The sequence below is a fragment of the Marinibactrum halimedae genome, from assembly GCF_021234875.1.
Classification (GTDB): domain Bacteria; phylum Pseudomonadota; class Gammaproteobacteria; order Pseudomonadales; family Cellvibrionaceae; genus Marinibactrum; species Marinibactrum halimedae.
The window spans coordinates 59,989-77,192 of sequence record NZ_JAJQVM010000001.1 but is presented as its reverse complement, the minus strand read 5'-3'; the positions used below and the strand labels follow the sequence as shown (position 1 = coordinate 77,192).

The window sequence follows — 17,204 nt, the reverse complement described above, 5'->3', positions numbered from 1 at the left end:
AACGAATACCTGTATCGCTACAGGTATCTAAACGACGGGCATTATTATCAACTCCGTTAACGATCTGGTCGCAAGATTGTGACGGTCATTATTTTGAGGATTTCAGCATGTCTGAAGATTTTACATTAAACGCTGAACTTCGCTCAGATGCAGGGAAAGGTGCGAGCCGCCGCCTGCGTCGCGAAGAAAACAAAGTACCTGCCATCATCTACGGTGGAGAAAAAGCACCACAGAACATCACCGTCTTGCAAAAAGACATCATCAAGCAACTTGAGAACGAAGCGTTCTACTCTCACATCATCACCTTGAACGTTGGTGACGATAGCGAACAGGTTATCTTGAAAGACTTACAACGTCACCCTGCAAAAGCGCTAATCCTTCATGCTGATTTCTTGCGCGTTGATGCATCTAAACTATTGACCACTAAAGTACCATTGCACTTCTTGAACGAAGAGACCTGCCCTGGCGTTAAGCTACAAGGTGGTAAAGTGTCTCACTCTGTCACTGAGTTGGAAGTGTCTTGCTTACCATCGAACCTACCAGAGTTCATCGAAGTAGACTTGGCCGAAGTGGAAGTGGGACAAACCATTCACATTTCCGACTTGAAATTGCCAAGCGGCGTTAGCTCTGTGGAGCTTGCTCATGATCACGACCTAGGTGTTGTGAGCATCACCAAGCCGAAAGGCAGCAGCAGCGATGAAGAGTCTAGTGAAGGTGAAGCCGCTGAATAAATCAGCTGCTTTGCGCTCCGTTTTTTAAGCGGAAGCACTCTGAAAAAGCCAGCAACTCTGCTGGCTTTTTTGTGTCTGACCCATTTATTCAACTTGCCTTTTCCAGAAAACGACAACCTAGACACCAACCTCACTCAGTGCGAGCACCCATATGAACACCCCCAAAAAGACTGAAGCAGGCTCGGCCATTAAACTTATCGTAGGGCTTGGCAATCCCGGCTCCGAATACGAAAAGACACGACACAACGCCGGAGAAGATTTTGTGCGAGAACTGGCGCAAGATTTTGGCGAAACACTTAAGGTCGAGAGTAAGTTTTTTGGTGAATCGGGGCGCATCATCGTCAATAACAAAGACGTGCGACTGCTCATTCCTCACACCTACATGAATCGCAGCGGGAAAGCCATTGCCGCCATAGCGCAGTTTTATAAAATTGAGCCAGAATCCATTTTAGTGGCTCACGATGAATTAGACATGCTACCAGGAGTAGCGCGCTTAAAAATTGGTGGCGGGCATGGGGGGCATAACGGCCTAAGAGATACGATTTCCAGCCTAGGAAACAACAAAAATTTTGCCCGACTTCGCTTGGGTATTGGCCACCCAGGCAATGCCAAATTGGTTTCCAACTACGTACTCAAAAAGGCGCCCGAAGCGGAGTACACGAAAACGGTTGATGCAGCCTACGAGGCTCGAAAAATAGTGCCATTACTCGTCAATTCAGAGTGGAGCCAAGCCATGAACCAACTGCACACTGCGACGAAATCTGACTAAACCACCTTTTTGACTAAACCACCTTTTTGACTAAACCACCTTAATGGCGAATATTGGGGAGTGCTGTGACGTCGTGTAGAATCCCCTCCACACATTTTTGTTCGACCTGAACACTTCGCATAAAGAAGCGCTCGAACATTAAGATTAACTTTACATCAGGCCTTGCGCCTCCTCATTACAGGGTAACATCATGGGTTTTAACTGTGGCATTGTCGGCCTGCCAAACGTCGGTAAATCAACGCTCTTCAACGCGCTGACCAAAGCCGGTATCGATGCAGAAAACTTTCCTTTCTGCACTATTGAGCCAAACTCTGGCGTCGTTCCCATACCAGACCCCAGACAAGACAAAATCGCAGAGATTGTGAAGCCAGAACGCCTTGTACCGACCACCATGGAGTTTGTGGATATTGCAGGGCTTGTCGCCGGTGCATCCAAAGGTGAAGGCTTAGGTAACCAGTTTCTCGCCAATATCCGCGAAACCGACGCTATCGCTCACGTAGTACGCTGCTTCGATGACCCGAATGTGATCCATGTAGAAGGTAAAGTCGACCCAGCATCAGATATTGATGTAATCAATACTGAGTTAGCCCTTGCTGACCTAGACAGCGTTGAAAAAGCACTGACTCGCTACACCAAGCTTGCCAAGGGTCAAGATAAAGACGCCAAAGTGATGAAAGCACTTTGTGAAAAAATCTTACCTCACCTCAACGAAGCCAAGCCTCTTCGAAGCTTTGAACTATCAGAAGATGAACTCAAGCTTCTCAAACCTCTGAGCTTACTGACCCTCAAGCCGACAATGTACATCGCCAACGTGGAAGAAGATGGCTTTGATGACAACCCTCTACTTGAAGTCGTCCAGAAAATTGCTGATTCCGAAGGCGCCGCCATTGTTGTCATCTGTAACAAGCTGGAAGCTGAAATTGCCGAGCTGGATGACGAAGAAAAAACCGAATTCCTTGCCGATTTAGGTATGGAAGAGCCTGGATTGAATCGAGTCATTCGAGCGGGCTATGAATTACTAGGCCTTCATACTTACTTCACTGCGGGCGTCAAAGAAGTTAGAGCTTGGACAATCCCACTTGGCGCTAGCGCCCCTCAAGCGGCAGGAAAAATCCATACTGACTTCGAAAAAGGCTTTATTCGTGCCGAAGTGATCTCTTATGAGGACTATATTGCCCATAACGGAGAAGCTGGCGCCAAAGATGCTGGGAAGTGGCGATTGGAAGGCAAAGACTATACCGTCAAAGACGGGGATGTCATTCTTTTCCGTTTCAACGTGTAACTTGGTATACGATTAGTTAGCAACGACCACACACATCAAATCAAGCTACACCTCCCTCTCTCACAGAAGTGCCACAAGCACTCTGTGAGCTCTCTCTTTTCCACAACATTGAATTTACTACGCTTCTTTGGGCAAATCTAAAATTCTGGATTAAGCTTCTAGATAAACCAGAAAACATGTCATGAGTACCAAACCTCAATGACATTAATGATTTCCGCATTTCTGACGATACAGTTAATAGGCAATTGGTTTACAAACCATGCTTTTAACCACTCAGAATCGATACCGTACCCCGGTAGTAAAAAACCATACCCTAGAAGCAATACAAAAAGTGATAAATAGGTGAATACGCATGTTTTGGAACAACAAAGAAGAATTAAGACAACTGGAAAATAAATGTTCCGCTCTTGAAAACACGAACCAGCAACTTCACCGGGAAAACACCGACCTCAAGAATCGAATTTCCGAACTTGAGCAAGCCGCTTCCACTCACCAGTCCAGTGATCATAAAAATATATTCCACCAAGCAAGCCGCAGCTTTTCGGGCATCAATGGCGTTAAAGACTCGCTTATTACAACAGCCGAAGACTTATACAAACAAAAAGAGCATCTCAACAATAACAATGCCGCCTACGACGAAACATCTCGCTCGCTAAAACAAACTTTGGCCGAGCTAGAACTCATCAGCCAAGATGCTCGCACCAGCCATGACAACGTATTGAATTTGAAAGGCGCAGCGGGTGAGATCACAAAATTTGCAGACATTATCAACACCATTTCAGAACAAACCAACCTGCTAGCACTCAATGCCGCTATTGAAGCTGCAAGAGCAGGAGAAGCCGGTAGAGGTTTTGCGGTGGTAGCGGATGAAGTACGTGCATTAGCCGCGCGAGCCCGTGACGCCAGCGGACAAATTGGTGAGTTAGTACGTAAAATCGAGCAAGATACAGAAGCCACCGACAACTCCATTACCAATACTTTGAATCGGTGCGAAGCACTCAATGGCGGCTCCGATAAAATACTCGGAAGTATCGACCACATCCTCAACCTAACCAAAGGCATGCAAGAGACCATTGAGCGCGATGCGCTTCAAGCCATGCTCCAAGCCATCAAAATGGATCATTTGGGCTGGAAAGCACAAGTGTATCAATGCATGGATAACAACCAAGGCTCCAATGTCCTGAGCCACCCCAAACAAACCTATCTGGGCCGCTGGATTATGGATGAGCAAGCCAACCAAGTGGCCCGCTCCAGCGATCTCAACGCGATCTCTGAAATCCTCGACAAGGCCCATGTTCACGCGCAAGACGCCCTCTCCAGTCTATCCAGTAACGAACAGCGTGTTCCCGAGCTGCTCAATGAAATGGAGCTCGCCAGTGACCAAATTATCGGCAAAATAGACAGGATGAATTAATTATCCCAACTTGACACTATCGCCTGGGTTAGACATAATTCGCGCCCTCACTTAGTGAGGTAGACCTTTTGGCTAGATAGCTCAGCTGGTTAGAGCACAGCACTCATAATGCTGGGGTCGGCGGTTCAAGTCCGCCTCTAGCTACCAAATTCAAAAAGCTCGGTTTTCCGGGCTTTTTTATGAAAAAAGCCTTATAAATCAAGGCGATACAGAATCCTCCCTCTTTATTTTTTCTTAATTATTTACGCGCCACAAGATGCTTAATGTGCCAAAGGGAGCACCGAGGGAGCACGCAACTTTTTAAGCTGCAATTTCTTTCTTTGATTTCCTCATAGTAATTGGGTTTTTTTCAACTGCATCGTAAAGATGATCCGGTGCTAGATGTGCGTAAACCATCGTCATTTGAATAGTTTGGTGACCCAGTATTTTACTCAACACCAACAAATCACCACCATTCATCATGAAATGGCTCGCAAAGGTATGGCGTAACGCATGAGTTCTTTGACCACGAGGCAGCTCAATTTTTGCTCTTTCTATTGCAAATTCAAAAGCCCGCCAGCAATCACCGGAAAAAGTCGGCATCTAGCCTTCCGCCTCGTTAACGTATTGCGCATATTGACGACCTTAGACAGCTAATGCGACAGATTACTTTTACTCTATAACACTCGTTCAACTGGAGTGATTTGCCAAATTTAATTTTTATCAGATACTTCTTCCCACTCTTCTTCAAAGCCTGAGGAGCGATAGTAAGCCATTAAGGTTATTATTATTTTCTCTAAAATGTACTCACTATTATCACCCGTTTTTTCGTCTTGTTTGTTTGACTCTCTGACCATAGCCCAGAAAAAATTAGCAAGATGAATTGCCTCATCTCAGCTTTCAAACTTTCCTTTGTTGAGAATTTTCTCACTTTCGCCATCCTGTAATAAACTTGCATAATGCAAAAGCATTTTTTTCTCTTCAGGAAGAGTATAAGTTATCATTGAATTACCCTCGTTCCATCCTTAATAATTGTCATTTTGTCCGCCACCCACTTAAGTTTGGATACGAGTATTTCTACAGTCATTTTTTCTGTAACTGTTAGGAAATAGTGCCTATCATCTTTACTGTCAGCTACAAATTTTAAACCCGGAGGTAAGTCCGCCTTTTCTAAAACCCAGTATACATCGACATTCTTACCTGGATTTTTTGATGATTTAAGCTTATAGATAGTAAACGCCAAACCAATTACACCTTGATATTCCAAGGCAACAAAGCCTCCACCTGCTCAACATCATTGACATTGGGCAGTTCTTTAAAAATGTTTTGCAAATATTCGTAAGGGTTGAGCCCATTGGCCTTGGCTGTTTCGATTAAACTGTACAAGTAAGTGTACTCTTACCAGAACCATTTGGGCCTGCTATAAGAATCATTTTGGGATTCATGCCTGTTCCTTACTCTTGCTCTTTTAGTCTGGTTGAAATAGTCCCATCAGGCATCTTTTTATCAATGGCTATATTTCCATCATCATCTATGTAAGTGACTTCTAAATCTGCATCCAGCGCCTTTTGTCTAGCATTCTTACCGGCATCTAGAGCCATACTCGCAATGTCACTTGTTGATGCTTCATCCAGACTACGTAAACGTATACTTTCTTTGGTTACAACTGACATGATATATCTGCACCTCCAAAACTGAATTTGATTAAATTTTGCTCTCACCAATGGGTCGCTATCAAATGGCTCGATACCCAGTTTAGTGTTGAACTATTATTCACTTTTCGACCTGTTGAAAAACGCATATAAAATTAAATTTATATGCATTTTTATATAACCATTGATGGTTTAACAACCATATTTACAACATCACTTCTTTATATACTGACAAAAGAGATCATTTAAGAATTAATGATATAACGACGCCCATCATAAACAGATAGCTTGACGCTATCTGACTTATCAATTCCAACGAAATGTACAAAATCACCAATCTCCTATATATTCCTGACCAATCAAACAATTAGGAGGCAAAGGTTGATTGAAAAAGAGAATGATGAAGAGGAGGATTTCGAGTTTTTAAAGCATATCGCTGAGGAAGAAACTCCCGCAGTAATTAAGCGAATACGACTATATTTAAAAATGAGTCCAACAGAATTTGCTGACTTTTTGAAAATAAAATCAGTTAAGACTATTTATAATTGGGAAAGCCCAAATAGCTCTAGCACTCCTCCCGCTTCAGCTTTGCTTTTTTTATTTTTATATATAGGTTTAGAAGCGACTCACCTCAACATCTTAAAACCGTTAACCAGAAAAAAGAGAGAACCCAAAAATGACTGAAATTGCATTGTGGTTACTATTACAAATTGGTATTGAACCCACTTCCGCAACGACTACCACATCGGAAATCACCTGCCCAGAATACAATCCCAACGGGGGAACCGGCGGCGTTGACCAACCCGACCCTAATTAGAATTAAGGGGGTATTTAATGTCCTTACAGGGGTATCTCGAATTTTGGAGAGTTCTTAATCCATATCTCCTTAGTGCATCATGGGCATTTATTTTTGTATCTTTTTTAATATGCTATCGATGCATTAATATTCGATGGTTTGTCGGGTCTATTGCTGTCATTCAAATGCTGGGAATTTTGCTGACACCTTGGATGAAAGCACAAGGAATTATGTATTATTTTTACATCAGTGTATTTGATTTACTGATCATTATTTCCATTATTTTCCGACCGAATATTTGCTTGTATTTATCGAGAACAGACCATGGCATGTTTGGCTTTCTGTTAAGGCCCTTTGCTAACCTGGCCAAGGCAGCCCACCAGACTTACAACATGATTGGGCAAGAAATGCTGCTGGTTGTGGTGTATGCATTCAGCATCTTACTTAATATGCTGTCTTTTATTGAGAAGATCGCTAGAAACGAGGGCATTAACTCCATGTTAATTTGGTATTCCTTTGCCCCAATGAAGTTGCTTACCTGGGTGGTAAGTGTTCTCGCCATTACCACCGCTGCGATGTATGCCTACAAAGGAATGGAAGAAGAAATTTACACCAAAAAAGATTGATACGCCAAAAACAACTACTATTATGCCTAATATCAGTCGCATTCTTTCATTTCTTAGCAGCACCTTTAGATAGTGTAAAACTTTACACTATCTGCCTTCCTTCATATTCGCTTACCCCTTTTTTTTTGATAACTTTCCCTACCAGTGATTAAGGCAGAGCACGTTACCCCTTCTATTTTGTGGTTTCACCCTCATACGCTTTAGCAAGAATTCATTCACATCATGGCATTGCCATTGATTCAGGAATTTCGGCATAGGACGTCTTTAGTCGACTCTAAAGTACACAGTATCAAATTTAGAGCACGCTTCTATCGCCTTCAGTTAAGACCCAAGCGCACCCCAATACGCGCTTCTTTTTAGCCGTGCATTGCACGGCTTTTCTTTGCCTCTCAGCGCTTTTCATTAAAACTTCCCTTCACCACCAGCCTATTATTAACTCAAAAATAACATACCACGCCAGGAAAGCAGGAAGCCAATTCACCGAAAAGAAGGCAAAAAAATAGGGGCTATATTTGCCCCTATTTTTCTCCTACCGTGTTGCTACTCGCTTTAACACTAGACTATGGTGCGACACACTCTAAATTCATATTCGTTTGGAACGTGAACGTTGAATGACGATAACGACGCTCGGCAAAAAACAGGTCAAAAGAATACGTTTTTCCAATTTCTAGACCGAGATCCCCTGCAACCTGATCAATATCTACACTCTTTTCAATGGAACCATGAATACCCCCGATATCGATAACCAGGTGGCCATCAATAAATAACCAGAGGTCATCATCCCCTGCGAAGGTAAAAACTTCTCCTCCGTTATAATCAAACTGTAAGTGGGTTTCCAAAGTAAAGTGATAATTAATATCATCTTTGTAGTTACCCCAGCCTTCATTATTAATAGGGAAGAAGTCATAGTCAGCAAAAGACCAAATAGTGGACCCTTCTTGCCTATTCATTGTTAGTGTTTTCGGAATATTAATGTTGAATTTCTCAACATCACGATACCACTTATCAAACCAATTTTTACCGTTAGTCGTGGTAGTACCACCTGTATTACGTGCGTAAACTGGAAGCCCATCCGCACCTAAACGATTTTTGACAATACCGGTTTCGATGCCGATGTTGTACTCAAAATCTGGATGGGAAGGCGTAAAGTCACGAATGGTCACTGGAATCGATAATGACGTTGCTGTTGGTTGCGTACAAGCCGGTGTATCAGGCTTGTATTCAATAACAACGGTATCGGCTTCACTGTCAAAAGTGCCATCGTTCACGACCAACTGCACCACATAGACCCCCTCCACATCAGTGAAGAATTCAGGGTTAACTGTTGTCGAATCAGCCAATGTCGCACTAGAACCTGCAGGCTTACTCACAAAGTCCCAACGATAGGTAATGACTTCATCAGCAGGATCATAACTACCAGATCCATCTAAGGTAACCGTATCTTCAAGGCTCAAATAAATATCGGTACCGGCATCCGCTACAGGACGCAAGTTTTTGCTAGAGATCAATACGGTATCCGCAATACTATCCACGGTGCCATCATTCACAATCAACTGAACAACATACTCACCATGAACATCAGCAAAGAAGGTTGGCTGAACCACAGAGTCATCAAGCAACGAAGCAAGACTACCTTCGGGTTGTGAAATAATGCTCCATTGGTATGTCAGCGAATCACCGTCCGCATCTGAACTGTTCGTGCCATCCAAAAGCACGTCTCCAAGCGCTGTCAGACACTGGTCAGGCCCAGCATCCGCGACGGGAATTGTGTTGGTCTCAACACAAAGTTGCACGATATCTGGATCACTGTCTTGGAAGCCATCATTCACCACTAATTGCAGAACATAATTGCCTTTTACATCCAGCTCAAACGTAGGTCGTACATCGGTATCATTGACGATGATTGAAGTACTGCCGGCTGGAGCAGATAAAACAGTCCACAGGTAGGTCAAACTATCCCCATCTGCATCACTACTGCCCGAACCATCAAGCTCAACAATATCACCAAGGTAGCTATGCTGATCTGGGCCTGCATCTGCAACCGGCTTCACGTTGTCAAAGGTCAGAGTCACGAAGTCTGGAGCACTCTGTGCCTGGCCATCAGAGACAATCAACTCAAGAACGTATGTATCCGCATCCACCGGAGTGACCGTCGGAGCCACTGCAGTTTCATCAGACAAGGTTAAAGAAGTCCCCGCAGGACTGATCACTCGCCATTGATACGTCAGCGGATCACCATCAGCGTCGGTACTGCCAGAACCATCCAACACGACAGGTTGATTCAGCTTATAAAGCTGATCTGGCCCGGCATTGGCCACTGGAGCGGTATTTGCTCCGTCCGTTAAGGTCACAATCACAGTATCTACGTCACTACTCAACACGCCATCATTCACTACCAGACTAAATGAGTATTCACCCACCAGGTTTGCACTGAATGTCGGGTTTGCCGAATTGACATCGGTAAAAGAGACTTCTGAATCGATAGGCGAATTTACTAATGTCCATGAGTAGCTCAACCCGTCAAAGACAGCTTCTCCCGCTACATAACGGAAACTGCGCGTGCCATCGAGAACCTGCTCTTCGTTGATCGCACCGGCTATATCCTCACCAGCATCTGCAACAGGTGGTTTTTCGGAAACATCATCAGAAACCGTCACTTGAACGGTATCTGGGTCACTGGCCAACGAGCCATCATTGACCACTAGCTCAATGACATAGACCCCTAACGTTGAAGTGGTTAGCACAGGATTAACTTGATCAGCTCCAGCAAGCGTCAATGCACTACCTGAAGGAGAGCTGACAACCCGCCACTGATAAGACAGCTCATCACCATCTGGGTCGGTACTGCCAGAACCATTCAAGGTTAACCCCGCTGCAGAATCCGTCGGTGTAAACGTGCGATCAACCCCAGCATTTGCGATAGGCTTTTGATTTTTCTCGTGGGATGCAACGCTTACCGCAACAGTATCTGGGGTACTGTCCAAAGCACCATCGTTCACAATCAACTGAACAACGTAAGTACCTTCTTTATGCGCAGCAAAGGTTGGGCTTACAGTATTGGCAGACACCAAAGTGACATCCGCACCCGCTGGATCTATCACTAACCAACGGTAAGATAAGCCGTCCGATACTTGTTGATCACCTTCAAAGCGATAACTTGCCGCACCATTTAACGTAATCACTTCATCAATGTTTGCTGAGCGATCGCTGCCCGCGTTTGCAACCGGAGCACGAGGGTCGACAGGTGTATCTGCAACCGTGATTTGAACAACATCCGGAGCACTGTTCTGCTCACCATCATTAACAATGAGCTGGAAGGTATACACACCCGCTGTCGTGGCAGCAAAGCGTGGATTAACACGATCTATATTGGTCAACACCCCGTCGTGCTCGACTGGAGCGCCAGAAAGCGTCCAAGCATAAGTCAATGGATCACCGTCTGGATCTATACTGCGCGACCCGTCTAAAGCGATCCCTGACGTAGCAACATCAACACTGATAGACATGTCTGTACCAGCATTCGCTACAGGTGGAGCATTGCCATCAAGAACAATAATACGAACGGTATCTGGGTTACTGCTCAATTCACCGTCGTTAGCAACCAGTTGCACAAGGTACTCGCCGGCCTCAGAGGCGACAAAACTTGGGGTAAGCGTAGTGGTATTTTCGAGTACATCGACCGTCGGCTGAGACAGGAACACCCATTGATACGTTAACGTATCGCCATCCGCGTCTGTAGCCGTACCAGACAAATTCACCCTTGAGCCAACAACGACGGTTTGATCCGCACCCGCATCAACCACCGGCGCCACGTTACGTTCAGACGCCACAATGGTAACGGTGTCTGGGTCACTATCAATCTGACCGTCATTCACAATGAGTTGAACTACGTAACTACCCGCAACATCCGCTGTGAAAGAAGGTGTCGCTGATGTCCCATTGAGCAAGCCAGATGAACTGCCCGCTGGAACACTCACGAAGCTCCAGCGGTAAGTTAATGAATCACCATCAGAATCAGACCCGCTTCCCATCAAACGAACATTATCGCCAACAGAAACCCTTTGATCTGCACCAGCATTCGATACCGGTTTATTATTCTCTGGCGACGGCGGTGGAGTCTGGACATACACTTCAACATTAACCGTATCTGGTGCACTCGCTACAACACCATCATTAACGATCAATTCAATAATGTAATTGCCCTGATGAGTAGCCGTAAATTGCGGAGAGTCATCAGTATCATTAACCAACTCAACAGCACTACCTGAAGGTTGAGCAATCACTCTCCATGCGTAAGACAGAGGATCGTTATCAGCATCACTACTGGCAACACCCGATAAAGTAACTGCCGCCCCCAACATAACACGTTGATCAGGACCGGCATTCGCCACAGGTGTGTTATTTGTGTAAACCACAGTAATCGTTAAGCTATCCGGCTCACTCGACAGCTCACCATCGTCCACGACTAATTGCACTTCGTATTCACCAAGCACAGTGGGTGTAAACTCTGCCACAGCCATATTGGCATTTATCAACGCATCTGTACTGCCTTCGGGTGCGCTTGTGATTGCCCACTGAAAATTAAGTGCATCACCATCAGGGTCGCTACTGGCAGATCCATCCAGTGAGACCAGGTGATTAAGCTCAATCGTGAGATCCGCGCCTGCCACAGCAACCGGTGGCTTATTGTCAAAATCACAGACAATTCTGGTGGCATCGTCATTATCGACAAAATCACCATTAAATGGCGTCATAGTTAGGTCTTCACTAAAATGAGGCTGCGCAATCGCAACATCGGTGAAAACCGCATTATCTCTAGCTGCCACAATGGATGAACGCGTGTCTTTCTCTGCGTCATACACCCATAAACCATATTGAATGTCTAATTCACCTTCCGTACTAGCCCCATCACAGAATCCACTCACACCATTATTATTAATGATACATTGCGACCAACTCATGAGCAGGCGGCCCGAACCATCACGGTAAGGCCACATAGCACTAAACCACCCTGCTTGAGATTGCTGAGAGGGATACAAATCAACAGATCTTGAAGATAATGACTGTATAGAGGCTTCTGAGAAAAGGGTATTTTGGCCAGTTGAATTCACTTGCTCAAAATTCACCATAGCGCCACCTGCTGCCCCGCTATATTGGTGAGATAAAACTCCAAATAAATTTCCACTTTCTGACTGGAATAACTTATCAACAGAGACAAAAGCTTCATCAGAAGCGGCATTGGTTACCGTGTTATAAAGTTGTTCTAATTTTCTGGTTCGTTCATTAAGAGTAAGAATTTTATAATGGTTCGCGACAGCAATTGCACCATCCTCTGTTGAAATGGCGTACTGGCACAATGTGTCAGAACTCCAATCTGGGGCCCGATCAAAGCCAGACGGTAGCGTATTAGAAGTTAGTAAATCAGACGTTGCTCTAGAGGCACTCACGGTACAATTTTCGAGTGCAGAATAACTTTTTTCCCAACGCACGAATGCAATGCGACCATCTTTTAACGTAGTTGTTTTAATATCGTGATTATGGCGGCCATAAGTTAACTGAACCAAATCACGACCACTTTGAGACATGGAATGTAATAATGAAGGGTTTTCTGGCGGGTCAATTTTTTCACAACTGGTGCCAATCAAGTCCAAATGACGACGCGGCCTTTCAGGGTCTCCCCAATCACGGTCAGAAGAAAAAACAATGCGCCCATCCAACGTCATTGTAGGATTGGTATCTTGACCAGCATTAGCAAAATCATTGTCCGAAATAACACGCTTTAATGTCTCATCCTCAAAGCTGTACATGAAGATATTCCAAGAGGAATCCGTTGGATGATTTGCGTTACCTCGCGCCGCAAACAATAACCACATTCCATCCGGGGAAACATTTAAATCTTTTACATCATAGTCTGAATCGCCAAAATAATTGGCGAGAATATCAGACTCAACACCACCAACACCTAAACCAGAACGGACCAGCAGTGATGCACCCGGAAAATACTCATAAGGAGAAGAAAGGTTAAGCGGCGTTTGCTCTGCATTCGATAAAGAGCGATTAAACAATTCTGATTTTTGTTGAGCATACGTAGCTACATCACGTTCGATATACGCGATAGACGTGTCCTCCGTGAGCGGAGTCGTCCCAACATTATTGGCATCGGTTGAAGAAATTGTTTCTGTGTCGGTTTCACCAGACGTTACCGTCTCAGAATTTGAAGACGAGCTATCAGAGCCGCCCGAGCAACTAATAAGAGCTATTGGAAGTACAATACCGGCAATCAATAGCCGTAAATCCCTTGTCAGCTTATTCATCACAAACCCATGGTTAATTTTAGTGAATGGCGTATCAATATTGATTTTGCTTTGAACCAGCACTGTATTGTTATCTCTAATCTCTTTTGCGCAGGCTGGCTTATAATTAAACTAATGTTAAGTGAATAAAGCAGTGAGCGAGAACACATAACAAACTTTTTTCACAAAAACTTATCCATGATGAGATGCACTTCCAACTATTGCTCATCAAAAAATTTGCAAAAAAATCTTTAGAATTCTTAAGATTTTTCAGAGAAAGGGGATTACGCCAAAAAATTTGGTGATCTAGAAACACCACCAGAGAAGATCAAAATTAAAACAAAAAAGAACTAATTCACATTATGAAAGCTGAAGTTAGAAAACAAATTGAACATCTATTTTTTGATTTTTAAAAGGTCAATCGCCAGCGACTGAGCACTGGCGATGAGCAATCTTATGAGTTGCTTCCTATAGGCTTCAAACTAGCTTGGGAAAAACACAAACTTATATTCAACACTGGTTGCAACAACGTCTTCTGCACCAAACTGAATACCACGAATTCGACGTAAGATTTTACGCTCTAGCTCTGGCGTGACATTCAGCTCACTGGCAACAATCTTTAAATCACGAACGCCGCCATTCGGCTCAATCACCAAGCGGAAAATAAACTTACCTTCCAGCTCAGGATATTGGTTAAGCGCTTCATTATAGAGTGCATAAACACTGCTTTTGTGCGATTCAAAGACTCTTCGAATACTTTCCATATCACGCTGACCAGAAACATAGGAGCCATGACTTCGCGCAGTGACCTCTGTTCCACCCGTCACCTCACCCTTAACCGCTGTGACCTCGTGAGACGTTAATTGTGCTGCTTCCACCAAAATCGCCGTTTCATCTACTGCGTTCCCAAAACTGGCTTGAGACGCTCGGTTTTCTCCGAGAATATTTCGATTGGCCGTTGCCACAACACCTTTCTCACGAGTGACCGCTTCTTTTTTCTTTAAGCCCGCCACATTCAAGGCCCCCTTTAGAGCGTTTAACTGTGCCGAAACTTCAGATAAGCGAGCTGTTTTTTGAACTGCTTCCTTGGCAGTAACCGGCTTAGGGGCAGGCTTAGGCTCAGGCTTCGCTTCAGGTTTCTTTTTTGGAGGCTCAGGCTTGGGCTCGGGTTTTTTCGGTTTTGGCGGTTTCGGCACCGGCTTTGGCTTTTGCTCCACCACCGGTGGCGGAGGCACTTCAACCGGTTTCAATATTACCTTTGTTTTAACGACTGTTTTTTCCTCAGGCGTTAAGTCTGTATCAAAAACAGGCAAAAATGGGATGATAATAAAAACCACCAGTAATGCAATTAAAGTGCGTTTAACCCAACGCTGAAACGCTTGCTCTTGAGCTTCATCGGGTGTCCAAGGCAGGACAAGATCTGGAGATAAAGGCTGAGCGATCATTCTACCCTCCCGAATTACTGTCATTAGAAACATTTACAACATCTTGTTGAAATGTATCAAATTTAGGACCCGGAACATTATTCACGGCCAACGAAATATCACGGTAGTTTTCGGCGCTACAGGTATTCATGATTGACTCAATCAATGAATAAGGGGCTGACTTGTCCCCCGCTATGGTCACGGCAAAACCATTTTCTTCTTCGTAGGCAGAGGTTTCTTCTCGCTCTTCGTTAAACTCTCCAAGCGCTTGAGCCAATTCTTCAATGAAACCATTATCATTCACCGTCATCTCTGACAGCTTCACCAATGGCCGATCATTAAACCAAATATCGCTATCACCAATGGTAATTGAAGCATCGACATGCGGCACAGCCTTTGCCGTCGAATCGGGTAACGATATGTAGCTGGCTTTTTCCAATTGCGATGAATCCCCAGAATTCAACAACAAAAAGAAAACCAAAATAGTAAAAATATCCATCAAGGCAACCAAGTTTAATCGGCTCTTAGAGGAATTCATTTGAGAATGAACCGATGAAAAACTGGCGCCACTAATTCCTGACATACTCATGTTACTTTACACTCGAGCCGGCTAATGAAACCAACGGGAAGAGTTCAATTTCAACAACACTAGCAACCACAACAGACTTGTACGATTTCACGGCATCCATAGTGGCAATCAGTGTTTGATATTCAATATCTTCGTCGGAGATGATGAGCACTTCTTTTCTCTCAGCCAATTGCTCTTTCACTTCCTGCATAACCAAAGATAAAGTAGAGAAATCATAAACTAACCCCTCTTTGGTTTCTTTTGAAGGAATGGTTTGAATGAGCGTGTTACTTGGGTAATACACCTCAATGGCTTTACGCGTGACCTTCACCTCAAGTGAGGGAGGCACATCATTCGAGCTGGCACTGCTCTGGTTCAAGTCCGGTAGGCGAATCTCATGCACCGTTATTTGGGAGAATGACATCATCACCAACAGTACTGGAACCAATACGATCATCAAGTTCATGAATGGCGTAACATCCAGTTCAGCTTCTTCTTGAAGATCTCGATTCAGTACAGAACGCATATTATTATCCTAACGTTATGGCCGTATCGGTGGGCATGACAGAGGCAGATTCTTTTTCAGCGGCTGGTTGTTGTAATGACTGCTGTACTGGTTGCTGAGATGATGACTGCGCCGTTTGCTGTACAGGCGCATAAGCACCGGCATGCACTAACTGATGATAAGTCATGATATTAAGAAATTTGACTGCTGCCATTTCAATACTCTTCACAATTTTCGCCATTTTATTTTGTAAAATAGCGTGTGTAACAAGCAGTGGAATGGCTGCCATCAAACCAAATGCCGTGGTATTCATCGCAACCGAAATAGATTGAGATAACAGCGCGGATTTTTCCGCAGGGTCTGCATTGGCAACTGCAGTAAAGGCACCAATTAGACCAATAATCGTACCTAGCAGACCCAATAACGTTGCTACATTCGCCAGTACAGACAAATAGTTGGTTCTGCTTTCAAATTTTGGTGCTGCTTCCAAAATCCCTTCATGCATTGAATGCTCAATATCAGCACGGTGACGAGTGACTTTCATAATGTCTAACGCACACCCAATAACACGTATAACAGGGGCTCTGTTTTCACGCGTATACATGTACATTTTCTCTACATCTGTTGTACGCAATAAGGGCAGGAAGTTATCAAATGCCTTAGCATTGCGAATACTTTCTCGCGTTAAGAATAACCAACGCTCCACGCTGATGATAATTCCTAAAATAAACACTAATGCAATGGGGTATAAGAAAAACCCCCCTTCCTGAAAAAACTTCACTACGATACTGTATGCCGCTTCCATTTCTCACCTCGTGAATTGTAACTTATTGACTTTTTTGATTTTCTAGATTCATTTCTTGATACACCGTGATAGACCGAATAAATATTGGGCGATCTACAACACTCAGTGTCTCATCATAACTTGAACCAATTTTCCATCGCAGTTTATCGGGCGTTCCGATTTCCTCCCATGGAATAAAATAACTTACTGACGGTTGTTCTTTATCTCCAATAAAACTCGACTCCAACCGAATATTAGGCTCTTCCTCTGAAGACTCTGCAGAAACAAAGAAAGGTGCCATAAGAATACTCAATAAAAAATAAGGCGACCATTTTTTCATGGTAACTATTCCTCTTAATCTCTCAATTAGAGACGACATTT

At 44.0% G+C, this 17,204-nt stretch carries 16 protein-coding genes, 1 tRNA gene and 1 pseudogene; 8 read left to right on the top strand and 10 right to left on the bottom strand.

What is annotated here, in order from left to right; translation table 11 throughout:
* Positions 1 to 107: 107 nt before the first annotated feature.
* The 5 genes from LU351_RS00315 (at position 108) to LU351_RS00295 (ending at position 4,343) form a co-directional block, all read left to right on the top strand.
* A complete protein-coding gene (locus LU351_RS00315; RefSeq protein WP_232591999.1) occupies positions 108 to 731 on the top strand; it encodes a 50S ribosomal protein L25/general stress protein Ctc in 624 nt (207 codons plus the stop codon).
* A gap of 151 nt (positions 732 to 882) precedes the next feature.
* Positions 883 to 1,500, top strand: a complete 618-nt coding sequence (gene pth, locus LU351_RS00310) for an aminoacyl-tRNA hydrolase (protein WP_232591998.1) — start codon at positions 883 to 885, stop codon at positions 1,498 to 1,500.
* 190 nt (positions 1,501 to 1,690) lie between these two features.
* Entirely contained in the window at positions 1,691 to 2,782 is a 1,092-nt protein-coding gene (ychF, locus tag LU351_RS00305; protein WP_232591997.1) for a redox-regulated ATPase YchF, read from the top strand.
* Between the two features lie 352 nt (positions 2,783 to 3,134).
* Positions 3,135 to 4,196 (top strand): methyl-accepting chemotaxis protein, encoded by a 1,062-nt coding sequence (locus tag LU351_RS00300; protein ID WP_232591996.1) that lies wholly within the window; start codon positions 3,135 to 3,137, stop codon positions 4,194 to 4,196.
* 70 nt (positions 4,197 to 4,266) lie between these two features.
* Positions 4,267 to 4,343, top strand: a tRNA-Met gene (locus LU351_RS00295).
* Between the two features lie 153 nt (positions 4,344 to 4,496).
* Here LU351_RS00295 and LU351_RS00290 read toward each other — a convergent pair.
* The 4 genes and pseudogenes from LU351_RS00290 to LU351_RS00275 all read right to left on the bottom strand — a co-directional run bounded on the left by LU351_RS00290 (position 4,497) and on the right by LU351_RS00275 (position 5,848).
* A complete protein-coding gene (locus tag LU351_RS00290) occupies positions 4,497 to 4,778 on the bottom strand; it encodes a tyrosine-type recombinase/integrase (protein WP_348525036.1) in 282 nt (93 codons plus the stop codon).
* A gap of 397 nt (positions 4,779 to 5,175) precedes the next feature.
* The gene (locus tag LU351_RS00285; protein WP_232591995.1) at positions 5,176 to 5,442 is read right to left on the bottom strand and encodes a hypothetical protein; all 267 of its coding nucleotides are present in this window, start codon (positions 5,440 to 5,442) and stop codon (positions 5,176 to 5,178) included.
* Positions 5,424 to 5,561: pseudogene (locus LU351_RS00280) on the bottom strand (transposase domain-containing protein); the annotation flags it as partial. The pseudogene LU351_RS00280 and the gene LU351_RS00285, both read right to left, overlap by 19 nt.
* A 68-nt stretch (positions 5,562 to 5,629) precedes the next feature.
* Complete coding sequence (locus LU351_RS00275) at positions 5,630 to 5,848, bottom strand: hypothetical protein (RefSeq protein WP_232591994.1); 219 nt, start codon at positions 5,846 to 5,848, stop codon at positions 5,630 to 5,632.
* Positions 5,849 to 6,208: 360 nt separating this feature from the next.
* On the opposite strand from LU351_RS00275, the gene LU351_RS00270 reads away from it, so the two are divergent.
* The 3 genes from LU351_RS00270 to LU351_RS00260 all read left to right on the top strand — a co-directional run bounded on the left by LU351_RS00270 (position 6,209) and on the right by LU351_RS00260 (position 7,249).
* Positions 6,209 to 6,511 (top strand): helix-turn-helix domain-containing protein, encoded by a 303-nt coding sequence (locus tag LU351_RS00270; RefSeq protein WP_232591993.1) that lies wholly within the window; start codon positions 6,209 to 6,211, stop codon positions 6,509 to 6,511.
* Positions 6,504 to 6,644 (top strand): hypothetical protein, encoded by a 141-nt coding sequence (locus tag LU351_RS00265; protein ID WP_232591992.1) that lies wholly within the window; start codon positions 6,504 to 6,506, stop codon positions 6,642 to 6,644. The genes LU351_RS00270 and LU351_RS00265 overlap by 8 nt, the downstream gene beginning before the upstream one ends.
* A gap of 164 nt (positions 6,645 to 6,808) precedes the next feature.
* Positions 6,809 to 7,249: a hypothetical protein gene (locus tag LU351_RS00260; RefSeq protein ID WP_232591991.1), complete on the top strand. Its 441-nt coding sequence runs from the start codon at positions 6,809 to 6,811 to the stop codon at positions 7,247 to 7,249.
* A gap of 560 nt (positions 7,250 to 7,809) precedes the next feature.
* Here the strand turns inward: LU351_RS00260 and LU351_RS00255 are convergent.
* The 6 genes from LU351_RS00255 to LU351_RS00230 all read right to left on the bottom strand — a co-directional run bounded on the left by LU351_RS00255 (position 7,810) and on the right by LU351_RS00230 (position 17,163).
* Positions 7,810 to 13,563 (bottom strand): PKD domain-containing protein, encoded by a 5,754-nt coding sequence (locus LU351_RS00255; protein ID WP_232591990.1) that lies wholly within the window; start codon positions 13,561 to 13,563, stop codon positions 7,810 to 7,812.
* A gap of 461 nt (positions 13,564 to 14,024) precedes the next feature.
* Positions 14,025 to 14,987, bottom strand: a complete 963-nt coding sequence (locus LU351_RS00250) for an AgmX/PglI C-terminal domain-containing protein (RefSeq protein WP_232591989.1) — start codon at positions 14,985 to 14,987, stop codon at positions 14,025 to 14,027.
* Position 14,988: 1 nt separating this feature from the next.
* Complete coding sequence (locus tag LU351_RS00245; RefSeq protein ID WP_232591988.1) at positions 14,989 to 15,549, bottom strand: ExbD/TolR family protein; 561 nt, start codon at positions 15,547 to 15,549, stop codon at positions 14,989 to 14,991.
* 7 nt (positions 15,550 to 15,556) lie between these two features.
* Entirely contained in the window at positions 15,557 to 16,060 is a 504-nt protein-coding gene (locus LU351_RS00240; protein WP_232591987.1) for an ExbD/TolR family protein, read from the bottom strand.
* A gap of 4 nt (positions 16,061 to 16,064) precedes the next feature.
* Positions 16,065 to 16,844, bottom strand: a complete 780-nt coding sequence (locus LU351_RS00235; RefSeq protein ID WP_232591986.1) for a MotA/TolQ/ExbB proton channel family protein — start codon at positions 16,842 to 16,844, stop codon at positions 16,065 to 16,067.
* A 22-nt stretch (positions 16,845 to 16,866) separates the two neighbouring features.
* Entirely contained in the window at positions 16,867 to 17,163 is a 297-nt protein-coding gene (locus LU351_RS00230; protein WP_232591985.1) for a hypothetical protein, read from the bottom strand.
* Between the last annotated feature and the right edge of the window lie 41 nt (positions 17,164 to 17,204).

What these genes read in the sequence shown, in the direction of transcription:
- LU351_RS00260 (WP_232591991.1), top strand. Translation starts at nt 6,809, where the DNA reads ATGCTGGGAATTTTGCTGACACCTTGGATGAAAGCACAAGGAATTATG.
- LU351_RS00250 (WP_232591989.1), bottom strand. Translation starts at nt 14,987, where the DNA reads ATGATCGCTCAGCCTTTATCTCCAGATCTTGTCCTGCCTTGGACACCC.
- LU351_RS00275 (WP_232591994.1), bottom strand. Translation starts at nt 5,848, where the DNA reads ATGTCAGTTGTAACCAAAGAAAGTATACGTTTACGTAGTCTGGATGAA.
- LU351_RS00300 (WP_232591996.1), top strand. Translation starts at nt 3,135, where the DNA reads ATGTTTTGGAACAACAAAGAAGAATTAAGACAACTGGAAAATAAATGT.
- pth (WP_232591998.1), top strand. Translation starts at nt 883, where the DNA reads ATGAACACCCCCAAAAAGACTGAAGCAGGCTCGGCCATTAAACTTATC.
- LU351_RS00245 (WP_232591988.1), bottom strand. Translation starts at nt 15,549, where the DNA reads ATGTCAGGAATTAGTGGCGCCAGTTTTTCATCGGTTCATTCTCAAATG.
- ychF (WP_232591997.1), top strand. Translation starts at nt 1,691, where the DNA reads ATGGGTTTTAACTGTGGCATTGTCGGCCTGCCAAACGTCGGTAAATCA.
- LU351_RS00230 (WP_232591985.1), bottom strand. Translation starts at nt 17,163, where the DNA reads ATGAAAAAATGGTCGCCTTATTTTTTATTGAGTATTCTTATGGCACCT.
- LU351_RS00255 (WP_232591990.1), bottom strand. Translation starts at nt 13,563, where the DNA reads ATGAATAAGCTGACAAGGGATTTACGGCTATTGATTGCCGGTATTGTA.
- LU351_RS00235 (WP_232591986.1), bottom strand. Translation starts at nt 16,844, where the DNA reads ATGGAAGCGGCATACAGTATCGTAGTGAAGTTTTTTCAGGAAGGGGGG.
- LU351_RS00265 (WP_232591992.1), top strand. Translation starts at nt 6,504, where the DNA reads ATGACTGAAATTGCATTGTGGTTACTATTACAAATTGGTATTGAACCC.
- LU351_RS00290 (WP_348525036.1), bottom strand. Translation starts at nt 4,778, where the DNA reads ATGCCGACTTTTTCCGGTGATTGCTGGCGGGCTTTTGAATTTGCAATA.
- LU351_RS00315 (WP_232591999.1), top strand. Translation starts at nt 108, where the DNA reads ATGTCTGAAGATTTTACATTAAACGCTGAACTTCGCTCAGATGCAGGG.
- LU351_RS00240 (WP_232591987.1), bottom strand. Translation starts at nt 16,060, where the DNA reads ATGCGTTCTGTACTGAATCGAGATCTTCAAGAAGAAGCTGAACTGGAT.